Consider the following 18,689-nt stretch of genomic DNA (forward strand, 5'->3'; position numbering starts at 1 on the left):
TCATAAAGATTCGCAGCATGAACGCTCAAGCCATTCCTGCATCAACTCCGCCTAACGCCTCCGCACTGTTAAATAATGACGATAAAGATCAACAGCTACGTGACGATATTCGCCACTTAGGCCGAATTTTGGGCGACACGGTGCGTAGTCAGCATGGCGACGAAATTTTCAATATTATTGAAATAGTGCGCCAAAGTTCAATCCGGTTTGGACGCGATGAAGACGAGGTCAGCAAGCAAGCGTTAGAAGCCATGTTGGACGGATTAAGTAACGACGAAATGACCAAGGTGATACGCGCCTTCAGTTATTTTTCACACCTCTCTAATATCGCCGAAGATCAACATCACATACGCCGCACCCGTGCGCATCTGGTTGCAGGCTCACCTCCTAAACAAGGTAGTTTGGCGTACACCATTAGCACCTTGATGGAACGCGGCTACAGCACTGCGCAATTAGTCGAATTTTTTCAAACGGCGATAGTTAGTCCAGTGCTTACAGCGCACCCGACTGAAGTGCAGCGCAAGAGTATTTTGAATTGCCAGATGGTGATAGGGCGTTTGTTGAATGAGCGTGACCGCATGCAACTGACGCCAGAAGAAACTGCCGCCAATGAAGAGGCGCTGAATCGTGCGGTACTCACGTTATGGCAAACGCGCATGTTGCGCAACTCGAAATTGTCGGTGCTGGACGAAGTAGAAAATGGGCTGACTTTTTATGACTACACGTTGTTGCGTGAATTACCTAATTTATATGCGGGTCTGGAAGACTTACTGAGCCAGCAGAGTCCATCAAAAGAGCCAACAGAACTAGCAAGTTTTTTAAAAATGGGCAGCTGGATCGGTGGCGATAGAGACGGCAATCCTTTTGTCACTGCCACGGTGCTCGAACAAACGCTCACCATGCAATGCACTAGGGCGTTGCGTTTTTATCTGGATGAATTGCATGCCTTGGGTTCGCAATTATCGGTGGCGCAATTATTAGTTGGCGCATCCGACCAATTGTTGGCATTGGCTGACAGTTCACCAGATCAATCGGTACATCGCTCGGATGAACCGTATCGACGCGCGATTAGCGGCATGTATGCGCGTCTGTCCGCCACTTACCATGAATTACTCGGCGGTGAACCAGTCATTCATCCATCTGGGCAGGCTCGGGCGTATCAAAACGTAGAGCAATTGTCTGCTGATCTGGCTATCGTACATAACTCCCTGTTATTGAACGGTTCTGCTGCATTAACGCGTGGCCGTTTGCGTCACTTACGGCGTGCAGTTGATGTGTTTGGCTTCTCATTAGCGCCGATTGATTTACGTCAAAATTCCGATGTGCATGAACGGGTTGTGGCTGAATTATTTGCCGCAGCCAATCCGGCTTGTCGTTATTTGGAACAAGACGAAGCAGGGCGCATTGCTTTGCTTCTTGCTGAAATCAGCACACCGCGCCCACTGTCTTCACCGTATCTGGTTTATTCAGAAGAAACTCAATCCGAGCTGGCGATTTACCGCGCGGCCCGTACCGCGCAAGACCGTTATGGCAAAGCCGCTGTACCGAATTGCATCATCTCTAAAACTGACAGCGTTTCCGATTTATTGGAACTTGCGGTGTTGTTGAAAGAAGCCGGTTTATTGCATCCGCAAGAAGCGCGTTTGGACGTCAATATTATTCCGTTGTTCGAGACCATCGCCGATTTGCGCAATAGTGCGCCGGTGATGAAGCATCTGTTGAGTTTGCCTGAATATGCGCGCTTGCTGGATAGTCGCGATTTGGCGCAGGAAGTCATGTTGGGCTATTCCGACAGTAATAAAGACGGCGGGTTTTTAACCTCAGGTTGGGAATTGTACAAAGCCGAATTGGCTTTGATCGATGTGTTTGCCGAGAAAAAAATCCGTTTGCGGTTATTTCATGGTCGAGGCGGTTCAGTTGGGCGCGGCGGTGGGCCGAGCTACCAGGCGATTTTGGCGCAACCGGCTGGAGCTGTCCAAGGGCAAATTCGTTTGACTGAACAAGGTGAAGTAATCACTGCCAAATACGCTAATCCGGAAGTTGGGCGACGTAATTTGGAAGTGCTGGCTGCCGCGACTTTGGAAGCTAGTTTGTTGGCTGAGACTGAACCGGCGCCACGGCCGGAATTTTTAACCTGTATGAATGCTTTATCCGATCATGCGTTTGCGGCCTACCGTAATCTGGTGTACGAAACGGAAGGGTTTGAGCAGTATTTTTGGGAATCAACCGTGATCTCGGAAATTGCTGGATTAAACATTGGTAGCCGTCCGGCATCGCGTAAAAAAACGACTGCTATTGATGATTTACGGGCTATTCCGTGGGTGTTTAGCTGGTCGCAATGTCGTTTGATGCTACCCGGTTGGTATGGCTTCGGTTCGGCGGTGCGGGCTTATTTGGAGGCGCATCCCGATACCGGTTTGGCGTTGTTGCAAGAGATGTATAGAGACTGGCCGTTCTTCACCACGCTGCTGTCTAATATGGAAATGGTGTTGGCTAAGAGCGACCTTAGCATTGCCAGTCGTTATGCTGGGTTGGTTAAGGAAGAGCAATTGCGCGAGACTATTTTTACGCGTATTTGTAAGGGGCATGTGGCGACTATTGCGGCGTTAAAAAGTATTTCTGGACAGAGTGAATTGTTGGCGGCTAATCCGTTGTTGAAACGCTCGATTCGGAATCGGTTTCCGTATATGGCGCCGTTGAATCATGTGCAGGTTGAATTGTTGAAGCGGTTTCGGAATGGGGATCAGGATGAGCGGGTTCGGAGGGGGATACATTTGTCTATTAATGGGATTGCTGCGGGGTTGAGGAATAGTGGGTGAGGTTGGATTTAAATTTTGTAGGCTGGGCTAGCGTTCTATCCGCCCAGCATTTTTGATATTTAATCGCCGTAAATTCGTGGAATTAGCTTCGTTTATTTGCCTAGTATGCTGAAATTTAATTCCTGTTTTTTAAAATTACCTTTGGAGTTGATTTTAGAGCTGTAGGCCGGTGGTAGACCGGCGGCTAGTTACCTTTTTTGCGTCGCCAAAAAAGGTAACCCAAAAAAGGCGACCACGCTATTTCGGAAACCCCGATTTTTCTAAGAAAAAAAGGGAAAAGTTCGAAACTCGCCTGCGGCTCAAACAGCGAACCTTTCTTATCCTTTTTTCCTTAGAAAAACCGGCCGAATTAGAAGTGGGGGTAGGTCAACTTCAACAGCAACTTCAACCCCAACTTCAACCCCAACTTCAACTTCAACTTCAACTTCAACTTCAACTTCAACTTCAACTTCAACGGCAACTTCAACGGCAACTTCATCCCTACTTTCCAGCTGCATAAAGCATTCCTTCCTTGCAATTTCAGTGCATTTTGGAAAATGCTACAATTCTGTCCTAAAATCCAACTATCTCCCAATTCAATAACAAGGAATACCATGCTGCCCGAATTGCTTACTACGTATGAAAAAGGTAATAAGAATCAAACTACTACTTGGGAAGAGTGCATAGCTTTTTATCAGCATTTGTCTGGGCGTTTCCCTGCTATTTTGCAGTTTTTTCAAATCGGCGTGTCGGATGGTGGGGTGCCGCTTTACGCTGGCTTGGTGAGCGCTGATGGTGTGTTTGATCTGGAGCAGATTAAGCGTGAAGGGCGGCCGGTGTTTTTTAATAATAATGGGATACATCCCGGCGAGCCGGAAGGTATTGATGTTTGTATGGCGCTGGTGCGGGATTTTTGTATTGAGCCGGAGCGTTTGGCGGCGTTGGGAAGGACGGTGTTTTTGTTTGTGCCGGTTTATAACGTGGATGGTAGCTGGAACCGGAATAGTAGTTCGCGCGTTAATCAGGATGGGCCGGAGCTGTTTGGCTTCCGCGCTAATTCGCTGAATCTGGATTTGAACCGTGATTTTATTAAATGCGACAGTCTAAATGCGCAGGCTTTTAATCAATTATTTACCACCTGGAATCCAGATGTGATGGTGGATACGCACACCTCCAATGGCGCAGATTATAGTTATACGATGACGCTGATTCAAACTCAGGCGGATAAATTGGGTGGGGAATTAGGTGGGTTTTTGCGTAATACGATGGTGCCGGAAATTTATAAAAATATGGAGCAGCGCGGCTGGCCGACTTGCCCGTATGTGAACCCGGTTACTGAAATTCCTGATGATGGTATTGAAGATTTTTTGGAAGTGCCGCGCTTTTCAACCGGTTATGCCGCCTTGCATCACACTATCGGTTTTATGCCTGAAACGCATATGTTAAAGCCATATGCAGATCGCTATGAATCGATGCGCGCTTTGGTCGAAGTGGCGTTGAATTTTACGGTTAAACATGCAGAACAAATTCAAACATTGCGTGCGGAAGCCAAACGCGCTGCTGCGCATAAAACACAGTGGCCGGTGTCGTGGAAAGTCGATCGCAGCAAGCCTTCCACCTTCCGGTTTAAAGGTTATGCCGCTGTGTATAGCCCAAGTTTGCTAGGTAATTACACGCGTCTTGCGTATGACCGTAGCCAGCCTTGGGAAAAGGATATTGCCTACTACGATAATTTTGTTGAAGACGTGGTGGTGAATGTGCCTAAAGCTTATGTTATTCCTCAAGCCTGGCGCGCTGTGATTCAGCGTTTGCGCTGGAACGGTGTGCAATTGGATCGGCTTACCGACACCAAAACTTGTTCGGTGCAGACTTATCATATTAAAGCCGTTACTTCTCGCGCCACGCCGTATGAAGGGCATATGTTTCATGATGAAGTGGAACTTGAAGAACGCACCGAACAAGTGATTTTACGGGCCGGTGATTACCTTGTTTCACTTAATCAACCTAATGCTCGCTACGTGGTTGAAACGTTGGAACCGCAGGCGCATGACAGTTTTTTCAGATGGGGATTTTTTAACAGTGTCTTAGAAAAGAAAGAGGCATTTTCTAATTATGTGTTTGAAGATACCGCGCTGGAATTGCTGAATGCTGAGCCGGGATTAAAGGCTCAGTTTGAACAATGGAAATCAGAAAACCCGGCTTTGTTGTCGGATCAAAATGCCGTGCTGAGTTTTATTTTTGCTCATTGCAAACGCTTTAATGAACCAGAATGGAAGCGTTATCCGGTGTTGCGGTTGGTGTAACTGAGTTTGCGCTACTGGTGGGCGAACTATTGACATTATTTTTTGTAGGAGGGCGTCCTGCGTTGATGAGCTAATTGATGTAATACACAGTGTTATTACACCTTATGTGTTGCAAGAAGGTAATATGCTGCTCTATTAAATGGAGAACACACGTGGCGACATTATTACCAGCAATCGGCTCATGTCTTTCCCGGATGACATCGGGAGAAAAACGCTTTGCCACTCTTTTGGAAGAGAAATTAGAGGACGATTACCTCTGTTGGTATGACGTTTCCATCGGGGAGCGTACTCAACATCCTGATTTCATCGTGTTTCATCCTGGCCGAGGGTTGCTGGTATTGGAAGTAAAAGACTGGAAGCTTGAAACAATTCACAGTATGGATAAGCAGCAGGCAACGATATTGACCGATCGGGGCCTAAAGCATGTATTAAGCCCTCTGGAGCAAGCTCGGCAATATATGTTTGCCGTTACCAATAAGCTGGAGCGTGATCCGCAATTAGTCTGGCCGTCAGGATCATTAAAGGGGAAGCCATTTTTCCCGTATGGACATGGTGTGGTACTCACCAACATTAGCCGGAAACAATTTGATGATGCCGAATTGGGTAATGTACTCCCTTCTCATCTGGTTATTTGTAAAGATGAAATGACAAAAAGCGTGGAATGCGAAGAATTCCAACAGCGCTTTTGGTCTATGTTTCCGATTAAATTCAAGATGCAACTTTCGTTGCCGCAAATTGACCGTGTTCGCTGGCATATGTTTCCGGAAATTCGCATATCGGCACAACAAGAACTGTTTGACGAAGTCGACGGGCAAAAAGTCACCGAAATTCCTGATATTTTGCGTGTGATGGATTTGCAGCAAGAACAGCTTGCCCGGAGCATGGGGGATGGACATCGCATTATTCATGGTGTGGCCGGATCGGGAAAAACACTGATACTCGGCTATCGGGCTGAAGTGCTGGCCAATGTATGCCAGCGTCCTATTTTGATCCTTTGCTATAACAAGACGCTTGCCACAAAATTGGCCAGTGTGATGGAGACCAAGGGATTGCAGGATAAAGTGCATGTGGTCAATTTTCATGCGTGGTGCAGCAGGCAGTTAGATGCCTATCATGTAGGAAAACCTCCCAGAAATACCGATTTGAATGTATTTTGAAGCCTGTGTTGATCGAGTGATTCATTCTGTCGATCAAAAATTAATTCCGTCGGCACAATATGACGCGGTATTAATAGATGAGGGCCATGACTTTAAGCCTGAATGGTTCAAGCTGATTGTGCAGATGGTGAATCCCGACACCAATTCGTTACTGGTGTTGTATGACGATGCTCAATCGATTTACAACGCACCTAAAAAACTGCGGTTTTCTTTTTCTAGCGTTGGAATTCAGGCTAAAGGCCGTACTACTATTCTTAAACTTAATTACCGTAATACCGTGGAAATTCTTTCCGTGGCGCGTGCCTTTGCTGATGATCTGGTTTCTTCGCATGAGGTTGAAGAAGACCATGCTCCGACGGTGCAGCCGATGAGTGCTGGTCGCCGTGGGGCCAAACCGCTGCTGGTCAAGCTGCCTACCTTGAAGGAGGAAGCTGAATATCTGGCGAGTGCATTGATGGACGCTAATAAAACCGGAACTTCCTGGAATGATATCGGTATTATTTATCGACGTTACGCAGTCGGGCAGCAATTGGCAGAAACGTTAGCCCGGAAAGGCATTCCATTCCAATGGCAGCAGGATAAAAAGAATTCCTATACACCGTTGCATGACAGCGTAAAACTGATCACCATGCACAGCAGCAAAGGGCTGGAATTTCCCGTTGTGTATATTCCGGCTATCGGTGCGCCATCAAAAGAGGTAGAAGAAATGCAGGATGAAGCTCGCTTGCTGTATGTGGCAATGACCAGAGCGACGCATCAATTGGTGATGACGCACAGTGATGAATCGTTACTTTCAGAAAAAATGCAGAAAGCAATGAATGTGCTGGCTGCATTGTAAATAGCGCGGTAGGTTTGTGTAAATAATTTGGCTCATCATATCGTCACTACCGTATGGGAATGACGATTATTCTTTAACCTGTGCCAACGCCAGCGCCCGCAATTTATCCTTCTTATTCGGCCGTTTCCCCTTAATTCCGCCATCCCCTTTATCCTCAGTACTGATTGAAACATCAGTCAGCAAAGGCTCAAAGCCGCTAATTCGTTCACGTTCCAATTTTATATTCTGGCGGTTTTCAATCAGGCGGAAATGCGCTTCATTGCCGGTGCTAATAAAATTAATCGCGAGTCCTGATAAACCGGCACGGCCAGTGCGGCCGATTCTGTGCGTGTAATCGTCGGATGAGCGTGGTAAATCATAATTAATTACGACCGGTAACTGGGCGATGTCGATACCGCGTGCCGCAACATCGGTGGCGACCACGACTTTGACCCGGCAGGCTTTAAAGTCGGCTAAAACCTGGGTGCGTTTGCCTTGGCTTAATTCTCCGTGAAACGGCTCGGCGGCTATCCGTGCTTTGCGTAGTTTGACGGCGATTAGTTCGGCGCTATAACGGCTGGCGGCAAAGACTAATACGCGTTCCCAGCGCATGGTTTCGATTAAGTGGCGCAGTAGCTGCGTGCGTTTATCGGTATCCACCACGATCGAACGTTGCAGGATGTCAGGCTTGTTGATAGCAGTGTGCTCTACTTCAATGCGGGTCGGTGTACGTAAAAAATCTTCGGTTAGCTGGCTTAATTGTTCTGGGAAAGTTGCTGAGAATAAGATGTTTTGGCGTTGCGGTGGAAGCAGCGCTAACAGTTGAGTTAACTCATCAGCAAAGCCTAATTCGAGCAAGCGATCTGCCTCATCCAGCACCAACGTTTGTACAAAAGAGAGCGATACGGCGTTGTGTTTTATTAAATCTAGCAAACGCCCCGGGGTAGCAATGACGATGTCTGCGCCGCCACGTAAATGCAGCATTTGCGGATTAATTGAAATACCGCCAAACACAATGGCCAGCTTAATTGGCTTGGGTAGGTACTGCGCTAAGCTACGTAGCGTGTCGCCGACTTGGGTGGCTAATTCACGGGTCGGAACCAGAATTAAGGTACTGACTTTGCGCGGTGTGCTGGTGCGTTGGAGATTCCATTGCTGCAATAACGGCAAGCCAAATGCGGCAGTTTTACCTGAGCCGGTTTGTGCAGAAGCCACGACATCGCCGCCTTGCAAGATGGCGGGAATTGCGGCCAGTTGAATCGGTGTCGGTTCAGCATAGCCGCGTTGTGTAATAGCGCGCAACAAAGCGGGATGTAGATTCAGGGTGGTAAAGGGCATTGAGCAGGGCCTTGCAGAGTGGATGGTGCTAAGTGCACTAAGAACGTGATTTTAATCCACTCAGGGTGATATACCAAATTAGCTTGCCAAGATCGCATTGGCCGAGTCCAGATAAAGCGGCGAAGGATCGCGCAAATATTCCTGATGGCAGGTGTAAATCATTTTAATCATGTGATCTCGCTGGCTGTTCAGCGTTTGCGCAAAAAGCGCTTCCCAAGGCTGATTGTTAAGGTGTTTGGATGGTGCCGCTGTTGGTTCAGCCGTTAATATTTTCGGTGCGATTTGAGGTGCGCCGATAGAAGCATAGGCTGCGCAATAGGCCAGCCATAAACTGGGCATAAATTGCTTGATTAGAGATATTGGCAGGCGTGAAAAAACCAGTCTTGCCGCGTGCAAGCCGGTGACCATGTGCAAGGCCGTAAAGTTGTGTGTTTGACTGTAAATCACAATCGCTGTTTTTGCCATCTCATCCAATAGATCATCATGCAATGGCATTGCTGGCACCGTGCGCGCAAATCGTGGGTCTGCGACCACGGCGCGGATGCGGTCTGTGATGTTGATTTCTTGCGTATCAAATCCCTTCATTTCAGTTGATAAAGCCGCCAATCCATCTAAAACGTTTGCTGCGGGTTCTTTGTTACGAAACTCAATTGAAATCGGTAAATTGCCAACCACTAAAGCCGCCAGTCCTGCGGCGATTTCACCGGAGTGATTAACTTCAAGACCATAAGCCAGCCGTATTATTGCGTGAAAAGCTACGCTGGCGGGTGCGGCTGGAATTTGATTTAGTACCTCAATGAGCACCTGATCGGCGCTAGTTTGCGTTATCCAATTTTTAAAAAATATCTGTAGTTGGCTGAAGTTGTCAGTTTGATTAAGCTGCTGCGGCCAAGTTTGCTGCGTAATGCTGAGTTTTTTAGCTTGAGCCAACTCTGAGTGAAAGCGGTTTTCCTGATTTGAATTAGTTAAATAAGTGCGCAATTGTTGTTCCGATGCCCCCATTTTAGCTAGCGCGATTAATACCATCGGGCCATGATTAGAAAAACCTTCCGGGTCTAATAAAAAGGACGATTGCGACTCCAACATTTCTCCTAATGTAGATAACTTGATATGCATGATTTTCTTCCTTTTTGTGAGTAAGGACTTTAGAATACAAGTTAAAGTTAACTTGAAGTCAAGCGTAAATTGAAAAATAATTTAAACCATGAGTGGAGGGGGCAATGGAGGTGAAAAAGAAAGCGGAAATGAGTACGGAAATGAGTACGGAAAGAGCGGCGGAAATAACTACGTTGATCAGCATTGGCGAACTTGCCCGTCGTTCTGGCGTAGCCAGTAGCGCATTGCGGTTTTATGAAGAGCGTGGATTAATCCAGAGTATTCGTCCAGTGGCATTGGAGAGCGGTAAACCCCGCAGTTCGCGCAGAATGTATGCCAAAGATGTGCTGCGGCGGGTCTCATTTATCCGTGTCGCGCAAATAGTGGGCCTGAGCCTGGATGAAATTCAGCAAGCGTTGGCGACATTGCCGCAGCAACGTACACCAGGCAAACAGGATTGGGAGCGCTTATCGCGCAGTTGGCAACCGCTCATTCAAGAACGGATTGATACCTTAACTAAACTGCGCGATCAGTTATCGTCTTGCATCGGTTGTGGTTGTTTGTCGCTAAAATCGTGCGCACTGTACAACCCCGGTGATTTGGCGGGATTGCGCGGCAGCGGCGCACGCTATTTAATGGGTGATAGTTCAAAAACGGTATTGGCGGAAAATCGAATTAAAAAGAAGTAGCTTTACTTCACAGCCAACAGTTCAATTTCAAATACCAGCGGCGCATTTTTAGGAATGACGCCACGTCCTGCACCTTGCTCGCCATAGGCTAATTCGCTAGGAATAATCAGTGTACGTTTGCCGCCCACTTTCATGCCGGCGACGCCTTGATCCCAGCCGGGAATGACTTGATGTGCGCCGAGATAAAAGCTGAATGGCTGGCCGCCTGCTGCGCCATCTCTGGAACTATCAAATTGTTTGCCGTGGAATTGGTCGGCGTTGGAGTCATATAGCCAGCCAGTGTAATGCACAGTAACTTGATGGTCTTTAAGGGCTTCAGCACCGGTGCCGATTTGCGTGTCTTTGGCGCTCAGTGCCGTGACCGCGATTTGTGCCGGCGCGTTGGTCTTGCTGTTGTTCTGAGTTTCGTTCTTTGGCTCACATGCTGCAAGAGTTGCGCTGATAGCGATGACGGCAGCGATTAACGGTAAAGAAATTTTCATGATATGAATAGCTCTAAGTGGATCAAGAATACGGTAGGGAGCCGTCTTTTAAACATACTCCCCTTCGCGTAAGTCCTATTAATGATATTTACTATTTCACTGCCAATAGTTCAACATCAAAAACCAGTTTGGCGCCCGGCGGAATAACGTCGCCAGCGCCACGCGTACCGTAAGCTAATTCGCTAGGAATAATTAAGGTGCGTTTGCCGCCAATTTTCATTCCAACTACGCCTTGATCCCAGCCTTGAATCACGCGATGTCCGCCAAGCGGGAATTTAAATGGTTGGCCGTGATCGCGTGAACTATCAAATTTTTTGCCATGAAATTTTTTGGCCTTGGCATCATACAGCCAACCCGTGTAATGCACGGTAACGTCTTGGCCTGCCACTGCTTCAGCTCCCTTGCCGATTTTTGTGTCTTTGATGACGAGTGCTGGAGTTGGAACCGGTGCCGGTGCCGGTGCCGGAGTTGGGGCCAGCGCCGGAACTGGCTCGGGCGCTACCGTTGGTTCGACACTTTGCTCCGAAGCCTGATTCACTGGCGTCGTAGTTTCCTGCTGCTTGGCGATGGCATTGTGTTGAAAAGCGCAAACGGAGAGAGTTAGCACGACGATCATTGCGCGTAGCTGTTGTGCATGGTTCATATTTTTTACCTGTTATTTGGGTGAAAGAATTATAAAGCAAGTTCATTGAAGGATGGCGCAACTCTGTTGGTGGCCTTAGAACGTATCGATCATTGTCAGGTTGTTCAAGCCCAGCCTGCGCTTCACTGTCTGGCGATCACAAAATAAAACTTCGCTCCGCTCAACGCAGATTCGGAGATCTGAATGGTTGATCCGTGCAGTTGTACCGCTTTTTGTGCAATCGCCAATCCGAGACCGAAGCCGCCGGTACTACGGTCGCGGCTTTGGTCGAGCCGATAAAAAGGTTCAAACACCCTTACGCGCTCATTAGGAGGAATGCCGGGGCCGTCATCCTCCACCGCAAATTCAATCGCGCCATCTGACAAGGCGTGCGCTGATATCAAAATTTGCTGGTTGCCGTATTTGACGGCATTGAAAATCAGGTTGCTTAGCGCGCGCGTCAGTATCCGTTGGTCGGCAATGATGGTGCCCAAATTATCGGCATAGCGTATGCTGCATTGCTTTCCGTTCAGGCTATACAATGCCGTGTTTTTCAACTCTTCCAGCATGTTCTGCACAGAAAAGCTGGCGGCTTTCAATGACTGCTGATGGTCGAGTTTGGTCAGGTTAAGCAATTCATTGACCAGTGCATTTAATTCATCAATGTCCGCCTCCATAGCCTGGATTCTGGATTGATCACCACCCGATTCTTCACGCAGCAATTCTAAACCGAACCCCAGCCGCGCAATTGGAGTGCGCAATTCATGGGACACGGAATGCAACAGAGTTCGGTGTGCGCTCAATAAATTTTCTATGCGCTCGGCCATTAGATTCATGCATTGCGCCAGCGGGTACATTGTGGCATTTTCATGCATGACGATTTTTTTGCCGAACTGCCCCTCGCCGAATTGGTCGGCAGCTGTTGACAATGACTGCAAGGCACGCCAGTGTGCGCGTGACCAGAACACAATCGGTATCAGCAGGAACAGCGCTACGATGGCATAACGAAATGCTTCCATTTGCAGGGTTAAGCCGACATTGATCGGCAATCCCTGCACATGGATCACATCTTCTGCGCTGCCGATATAGCGTTCACCGTCCTGGTCCACCCGGCGATAAAAAGCTTTGCCCGGTACATCCAGCACCACCTCACCTTTTAACAGCTGTTTGGTTTTTACTGCGCTGAGCACCACAGAATTTAATGGCACCAATTCCAGTTTGATATTTGATACTTCCCGTACTTTGTTCAGCCTGACCAACCATTCATCGGTCGGAGCTTTGTCAACAAATTGTTCTAGCAAAAAAATTTGCGCGGCGGATTGTTTGCGCGCGATTTCTTCCAGCGGGTCACCAAACCAGTAGCTGATCGCAAAATACACCGCCACCGATGCCACCGTCACGGACAGCAGTACTAGCAAAATAAAACGGGGGAGCAGTCGGTTCATGTTGCAATTAGTTCCAGGCGGAAGGGCTGAACAAATAGCCTTCGCTGCGCACGGTTTTAATTTTCTCTGAATCTGCGTCGTCAAATTTGCGGCGCAGTCTGGAGATGATGTTGTCTATGCTGCGATTCAAGCCATCAAACTCGATGCCGCGCATTTTCACTAAAATATCATTACGGGATAAAACCTGACCGGCCGATTCTGCCAGCAAAATAAATAATTTATATTCGGCGCTATTTAATGTAACCGGCTGGTCACGCCAATGGATTGTGCGGTTACTTTTGGAGATATGCAGTGCGCCAAAACCTAATGCATCGATATCTGCGACGGTCGGATTGTCCTGCACTCTGCGCAGCAAGGCACGCAAGCGCGCCAGCAGCACGCGCGGTTGAACTGGCTTATTGACGTAATCATCTGCGCCCTGTTCAAGTCCTGAGACTTCATCAAAGGCATCTTCACGTGCGGTTAGAATCAGAATCGGTACTTTGCTGACCTGACGTATCTGGCTGCATACTACCATTCCATCCAATCCGGGCAGCATCAAATCTAGAATTACGATATCTGGTTCGCATTCATTAAACTGCGCTAATGCCTGATCACCGCGCTCAACTACTACGACAGAAAATTCATAACGTGCAAGATAATCCGACACCAACAAAGCAAGTTTAGGATCATCTTCTATTAACATTACTCTAAACATAAGTATCCTTTTTGCAATCCAGTGCAGCATTGTATAAGAAACTTTACTAATCCTGTTCGTAAAAAATAACCAAATACAATTCAATGACATTCTGCACAATACCAACACAAATACGTGACAGGAGCAGGGGGAAAGCCGGCTGGAAAACGGCTAACCTGTTCATACTTTCTAAGTCAGAAATCTTCCTGGCTGTTGAATTCTTTGGAGATCGTATTAACGGATGAAACCGTTCAGTGCCGCTTTTAGCAGGTTGTGAATATGATCAAAGCTGAGCAGCCTTAACTTGCGGTCACATCAGCCACGCCGAGCTAAAAAAATACAGATTTAACTTAACGATAGGTCTGATTTCTGCGCAATTTGGTTTTGGGCAAGCCGGGTACGCTGCTAGAATGCGTTTAAAATTTCCAAGTCACTAATAAATTGATAATATGAAAAAAATATTTTTGCTCTTGTTGTTGCTTGCTTTTGATGCTGCACATGCTCAAACCAACTTGCCCAATAATCTGTTTATTGAACAAATACAGAGCAATGATTCCTTGCCCGAACACAGTCAAGATAATTATGTTGGCGTCTATCTGGCGGAAATTCCCAAGTACCAGGGATCCACCGAAATGGAATCAGAATTGGCCATTAATGTACATCGGGAATGGAGCAATGGCGCCCTGATATCGATCAATACCTGGAAACCCTATGACACCTATCAAATCGGAATGCATTTGAATTCGACTGGCAATCTGGATTATGGCGTTCTGCTTGGAGTCGGACGTAATCGTGCTTCGTTTATTGATAGTGATGGAGGTAACAAAGGTAAAGACTGGATGCCTTTTGTCGGCGGCTTTTTAAATTATAAAATTGCTGATGATATTCAACTGAGCAACGAACTACTTTATTACTTCGGCCAGTACAAGGGCGGCCAGTATGACGACCTGAATCTGATCAAAAGCTTCGCCATCACTGATCATCAATCTCTGGCATTGAGCGTTGGCACCGTGCTCGGCAACCAGAAATTTGCCAACACTCAATTCGGGATTTCGCCTGACCAATCTGCCGAGTACGGCTATCCGGCGTACACACCTTCCGCTGGTGTGCAAGATGTGCATTTTGGCGTTAACTGGCGCTGGAGTTTTAGTAGCGCATGGACACTTAATTCCAGCCTTTATGCTTCGCATTTAACCAGTAATGTCAGCGAAACAAAACAGGTTAAGAATGAAAACAATGGTTCCATATCTGTTGGCTTGGCTTACCGCTTTTAATTGAAGATCTAATTGTAATGAATATCAAACAATTCCCGCTTGTGGCCCGTTATCTGGTCGCATTTATTTTATGTTGCTTCAGCCTGACCGCGCTGGCGCAGGCGACCGACCTGGGAGAATTTAAAGACGGTGCATGGGTCAGTTATCGCGACGCGTATTTGAAGATGATACGCTTCGAAAAATACGGCGGGCCCAAACAATTTATTCAGAATAATTTGCGCGTGGTCGTTACCGATAAAAAAACATCCATGGATGGATTGCGCTTAATCCTTGAAGGTAAAAACACTCATTTGAATTTGTTGCTGGATCCGATAGGCAGAGCAATTTTCCCGATGCTCAAAACTGCCTATGATGACAATGCCGAGCTGCGCGTTAACCGGCCTGATAACTCAGTGACGTTTGAATATCGGATCTCGATTTTTACCCGCCCTGACGGCGTGTACGATGTAAGCGATTTACGCAGCGCCTGTGACCAGGTATTGCATTATTTACGCTATCAGGATTTGTTGCGCTACACGCTCAAGCAATGTATTGGAGTTAAATTCTCGTATCTCAAAGATCAATATAATATTAGTCTGAAGGCCAAAATAAACGATCAGAATCCCGTATCAATTTCGCTTTCTGACGGTAGTGTATTTAACGAAGATAATTTCAATATGTTTAAAGTCGGTGTTTATAAATTTATTGGTGGCACTGAGAAGGGACAGATCATATCGAGTAATGTGCCGCTTGCAATTACTGCCATCATTGAATGATTGAACGGTCAGCCGATGATGGCTGGCTCAACGGCACTATGATCGGACAGGCCGTTCACTTCTGCGTTATAAATCCGCATTGACGAAATGTGCGTTTCGCGAGCAATTCGCAACCATCTTCACACTTCGATTTCTCAGCAATTTTTCAACCTCACTGAATTTACCCAATTTTTTTCTTACGCAAAACGTTATCAACGTGACGGATTGCTGACATGTCATGGACGTAAATTAACTTGCCATACATTTTAATGACAAATTTTACAAATTGACGACTATCGAGCGACAGGATGAAGAGGATTCTTTAAAAAAATAACTTTAATCTAGAGCCTCTTTCAACCCAATCAAAAAAGGAAATATCGTGAAATTACATTACACCGCTGCTGTCCTGTTGCCATTCATTCTGCTTAGCGCAAACACAGCCCGTGCAGACGACAATTTTGTCTACGGCACTATTGGGCAGGGAATCGGAGCTGGTTTTGGCAGAGTTATCAATGACAATTTTTCTGTCCGCGCCGATGTTGATCGGGTAGGCTCTCCCGTGTATCAGCATAATTTCGGCAACAATAACTATGACATTAAATCTGAAGCCAGCACCCGGCTCAATGTACTGGTTGATTGGTTTCCAATTACCGGCAGTGGTTTTCGTGTTAGTGGCGGTTTAGGCTTTAGCAACGACCAATCATACAATTCGATCGCAACTCCAAATAGCTCCGGTAACTACATCATCAACGGCAATACCTACTCTGCCAATACGGTCGGACAATTGAAGGCCACATCCACATTCAACAAAGTGATACCGCAAATTGGTATAGGCTGGGATTCGGCTCCTGCCAACAAACCTGGATGGCGCTTGATGACCGGGCTTAATTTGAGCCTGATAAGTTCCGGAAAAACAACACTGGCTGCTACGAATAGCGCACAAAATAGTGCCCTTCTTGCGGATGTCGGCGCAGAACAGAGCCGGGTTAATTCTGACTTTGGTCGCCATGCGGCGCAATTGAATGTATCGGTAGGCGTCGGGTATTCGTTCTAGTCCGGTTTGATAACCAGCCAGCGACTTTATAGATCAACATTACGTTTGTGGCCGACATGTTTGATTTTAAATTGTAGTCGGTCTCTTATTTCGACTTTGTGGCGCGTCTCACAGTCGGGTTGGAGGAGGGATAGTAATCCGCTGACCCGGCTTTTTTAATCTTGGCCGGATCAATTTCAATTGCCTTTAGCACGTGCTAAAAGGAAGGGGCTCGCAAGGAGCCCCTAATAAATCAGCTAATTCAAAACAACCTTAACGCGTCGATAACTCTACCCAAATTTGATAATGTAAATCTTCTCCACGTAATGCGGTGGGGGGCTCTGGATAATGTGCGCTTTGTACGGCTTGTAATGCGGCTTTATCAAACAGGGCGATGCCGCATGACTTCAATACGCGTGGTTCCACTACGTGCCCATCGCGCAATTGAAACTCCACTCTGACACGTCCAGAAAAATGCATTGCAGCGGCAGCTGGCGGATAATAATAAGCCGCCTGTACCGCGGCATGTACTTGAGCCGCGTATTCGGCGTTCGGATCTACTTTGCCGGTGCTGGGTGCGGGTATCGGTGGAGCGGCTTTGGCCGGTGCCGGCTCAGCAAAGGCTGTCTGTACATCCGATTCAACCGCCGCTTCGGGTGGTGTAATTTGAGTCGTTACCGGCGTCGGCGGTGTCGGCACTTTTGGTGCGACGGTTTTTGTGACCACTTTCACTGGAAGGGGTTTAGTTTCCGGTTTTGGTTCGGCAGGTTTTTCAGGCGGAGTTTCATCTGCTACCAGTGTCAGTAACACGGGTTCGGTGTGAGCCGCATGAATTGTTGCGCTGCTGGCGAGAATAAGCGCAACGCCAGCAACCAGTGCAATTTCCACTGCCACCGCTAACCCGAATGCTTGCAGTGATTTAGCTTGTTTTGGGGAAGACATAACTATTCTTATTTCCCCGCATCGTGGCGTGTTGCTATGCCGATTTCGGTCGCTCCGCCGAGTTTAATTGCATCAATCACGCTCATGACTTGCTGTAAGGTCGCGGTCTCGTTACCTGCAATGGTGACAGCGGTTTTGCTGCTGCCACGTTGGCGTAATAAGGTCGTTAACTGTTCAGCATTGAGTACCTTGGTTTCTACTAACAAAGAGCCGTCGGCAGTAATTTCAACCAGCAATTTCGGTGGCGGTATGGTGGCCGCCGTGGAGCTGGTTGGTAGTTTAGTGACGTGGCCTGAAGCTGGGATCATGCGCAGGGTGAGCATCGCAAAAAATACCAGCAAAAACAGCATGATGTCGATCATGGGAATGATCTCAATCCGGGCCTTTTTAGTTTCTAAATAACGCATATTAAGCCCTCGCTGGAGTGCGAATTAATTCTACTTGTGCGCTGACTGGCGGTGTTGCCGCTGCGACTGTGTTTGGATGGCGATTCACCAGCATGATTTTTAATGTTTCCAGCTGATGTAAAACAATCCGTACACGATTGTGCAAGGCGTTAAAAAATACCAGGCCGATCATGGCGATTAATAAACCGCAGGCGGTTGATACTAGCGCTTCAGCAATACCGCCAGTAACTTGTGCCGCGCCATTTTGCGCGTCGCCAAGAACATGAAAAGCGTTAAACATACCGATGATGGTGCCGAATAATCCGAGTAGCGGGGCCAGTGTAATGACGGTGTCTAACACCCATAAGCTACGATCTAATGCAGGTACTTCATGCATGATGGCTTCTTCTAAATGGCCGATTAAGGCTTCGCCGGAAAGTGGCACAGAAGGCGTAGAGGAAGTAGATGCGTCATGACGCAACACATTGAATAAACGTGCGTGCGGCAGGTGTGATAATTTTTTAGGGAGGTCGATTTGTTCAGCGTGGTTAGCTTCTTTTTTAACCATATTAATCAATTTGGCGCCGCCTTTTTCCATCGAACCTAAATGGCGGGTGCGCTCAATGATGACGGTTAATGCAACCAGTAACAGCACCAGCATTAAGTAAAGTATGCCGCCAGATTCGTTGGCGAGTTCAACTAAGTAAGAGATATTCATATTCAAGTCATCAATGTAAAAATGGTGAGCTTGGAATCAAGCTCACCGAACAAACGAACAAACTAGCTAATCAATTGTATTGATAGGACTTGCGCAAAACTGTTCCGGCAAGGCACGCTGACGCAGACAGTACTTTAGTACGGCAAGGAGAGCGTAACGCCGCTGGAGCGGTTTTTCGTA

Annotated in this window: 16 protein-coding genes and 1 pseudogene; 7 read left to right on the plus strand and 10 right to left on the minus strand. The window is 47.2% G+C overall.

Going from position 1 to position 18,689, the window contains the following annotated elements; translation table 11 throughout:
• Positions 1 to 17 precede the first annotated feature (17 nt).
• Positions 18 to 2,819, plus strand: coding sequence for a phosphoenolpyruvate carboxylase (gene ppc / locus S2091_RS07060; RefSeq protein ID WP_105531097.1), 2,802 nt, complete (start codon positions 18 to 20; stop codon positions 2,817 to 2,819).
• A 317-nt stretch (positions 2,820 to 3,136) separates the two neighbouring features.
• Here ppc and S2091_RS23990 read toward each other — a convergent pair whose 3' ends face one another.
• Positions 3,137 to 3,316 (minus strand): hypothetical protein, encoded by a 180-nt coding sequence (locus S2091_RS23990; protein WP_165794937.1) that lies wholly within the window; start codon positions 3,314 to 3,316, stop codon positions 3,137 to 3,139.
• 96 nt (positions 3,317 to 3,412) lie between these two features.
• Between S2091_RS23990 and S2091_RS07070 the strand changes: the two genes are divergently transcribed.
• Together S2091_RS07070 and S2091_RS24775 are read left to right on the plus strand one after the other, a co-directional pair.
• Entirely contained in the window at positions 3,413 to 5,101 is a 1,689-nt protein-coding gene (locus tag S2091_RS07070; RefSeq protein ID WP_105531099.1) for a M14 family zinc carboxypeptidase, read from the plus strand.
• A gap of 152 nt (positions 5,102 to 5,253) precedes the next feature.
• Positions 5,254 to 7,096 (plus strand): annotated as a pseudogene (locus S2091_RS24775) (DEAD/DEAH box helicase).
• A gap of 66 nt (positions 7,097 to 7,162) precedes the next feature.
• On the opposite strand, the gene S2091_RS07080 reads toward S2091_RS24775, so the two are convergent.
• Together S2091_RS07080 and S2091_RS07085 are read right to left on the minus strand one after the other, a co-directional pair.
• On the minus strand, positions 7,163 to 8,413 hold the full coding sequence (locus S2091_RS07080) for a DEAD/DEAH box helicase (protein ID WP_105531100.1): 1,251 nt from the start codon (positions 8,411 to 8,413) through the stop codon (positions 7,163 to 7,165).
• Between the two features lie 78 nt (positions 8,414 to 8,491).
• Positions 8,492 to 9,529: a questin oxidase family protein gene (locus tag S2091_RS07085; RefSeq protein ID WP_105531101.1), complete on the minus strand. Its 1,038-nt coding sequence runs from the start codon at positions 9,527 to 9,529 to the stop codon at positions 8,492 to 8,494.
• 140 nt (positions 9,530 to 9,669) lie between these two features.
• On the opposite strand from S2091_RS07085, the gene soxR reads away from it, so the two are divergent.
• Positions 9,670 to 10,197, plus strand: a complete 528-nt coding sequence (soxR, locus tag S2091_RS07090; RefSeq protein ID WP_105531203.1) for a redox-sensitive transcriptional activator SoxR — start codon at positions 9,670 to 9,672, stop codon at positions 10,195 to 10,197.
• Positions 10,198 to 10,199: 2 nt separating this feature from the next.
• Here soxR and S2091_RS07095 read toward each other — a convergent pair whose 3' ends face one another.
• From S2091_RS07095 to S2091_RS07110, 4 genes are all read right to left on the minus strand, one after another.
• On the minus strand, positions 10,200 to 10,679 hold the full coding sequence (locus S2091_RS07095; protein WP_105531102.1) for an FKBP-type peptidyl-prolyl cis-trans isomerase: 480 nt from the start codon (positions 10,677 to 10,679) through the stop codon (positions 10,200 to 10,202).
• A 91-nt stretch (positions 10,680 to 10,770) separates the two neighbouring features.
• Positions 10,771 to 11,322 (minus strand): FKBP-type peptidyl-prolyl cis-trans isomerase, encoded by a 552-nt coding sequence (locus S2091_RS07100; RefSeq protein WP_243405340.1) that lies wholly within the window; start codon positions 11,320 to 11,322, stop codon positions 10,771 to 10,773.
• A 122-nt stretch (positions 11,323 to 11,444) separates the two neighbouring features.
• Entirely contained in the window at positions 11,445 to 12,746 is a 1,302-nt protein-coding gene (locus S2091_RS07105) for an ATP-binding protein (RefSeq protein ID WP_105531103.1), read from the minus strand.
• Between the two features lie 7 nt (positions 12,747 to 12,753).
• Positions 12,754 to 13,443, minus strand: coding sequence for a response regulator (locus tag S2091_RS07110; RefSeq protein WP_423828231.1), 690 nt, complete (start codon positions 13,441 to 13,443; stop codon positions 12,754 to 12,756).
• A gap of 428 nt (positions 13,444 to 13,871) precedes the next feature.
• Here S2091_RS07110 and S2091_RS07115 point away from each other — a divergent pair, with 428 nt between their 5' ends.
• The 3 genes from S2091_RS07115 to S2091_RS07125 all read left to right on the plus strand — a co-directional run bounded on the left by S2091_RS07115 (position 13,872) and on the right by S2091_RS07125 (position 16,484).
• Positions 13,872 to 14,696 carry a MipA/OmpV family protein gene (locus tag S2091_RS07115; RefSeq protein WP_105531104.1) on the plus strand — a complete coding sequence of 275 codons (825 nt, stop codon included), beginning with the start codon at positions 13,872 to 13,874 and terminating at the stop codon, positions 14,694 to 14,696.
• Positions 14,697 to 14,713: 17 nt separating this feature from the next.
• A complete protein-coding gene (locus S2091_RS07120) occupies positions 14,714 to 15,451 on the plus strand; it encodes a hypothetical protein (RefSeq protein WP_105531105.1) in 738 nt (245 codons plus the stop codon).
• Between the two features lie 358 nt (positions 15,452 to 15,809).
• Positions 15,810 to 16,484 carry a hypothetical protein gene (locus tag S2091_RS07125; protein WP_105531106.1) on the plus strand — a complete coding sequence of 225 codons (675 nt, stop codon included), beginning with the start codon at positions 15,810 to 15,812 and terminating at the stop codon, positions 16,482 to 16,484.
• A gap of 252 nt (positions 16,485 to 16,736) precedes the next feature.
• On the opposite strand, the gene S2091_RS07130 is transcribed toward S2091_RS07125, so the two are convergent.
• Genes S2091_RS07130 through S2091_RS07140 form a run of 3 tightly spaced genes read right to left on the minus strand, consistent with a single transcriptional unit; the run spans position 16,737 to position 18,509 of the window.
• Positions 16,737 to 17,405, minus strand: coding sequence for an energy transducer TonB (locus S2091_RS07130; protein ID WP_105531107.1), 669 nt, complete (start codon positions 17,403 to 17,405; stop codon positions 16,737 to 16,739).
• Positions 17,406 to 17,413: 8 nt separating this feature from the next.
• On the minus strand, positions 17,414 to 17,812 hold the full coding sequence (locus tag S2091_RS07135) for an ExbD/TolR family protein (RefSeq protein WP_105531108.1): 399 nt from the start codon (positions 17,810 to 17,812) through the stop codon (positions 17,414 to 17,416).
• Position 17,813: 1 nt separating this feature from the next.
• Positions 17,814 to 18,509: a MotA/TolQ/ExbB proton channel family protein gene (locus S2091_RS07140; RefSeq protein WP_105531109.1), complete on the minus strand. Its 696-nt coding sequence runs from the start codon at positions 18,507 to 18,509 to the stop codon at positions 17,814 to 17,816.
• Between the last annotated feature and the right edge of the window lie 180 nt (positions 18,510 to 18,689).

It is taken from the genome of Solimicrobium silvestre (assembly GCF_002976435.1).
Classification (GTDB): Bacteria; Pseudomonadota; Gammaproteobacteria; order Burkholderiales; family Burkholderiaceae_D; genus Solimicrobium; species Solimicrobium silvestre.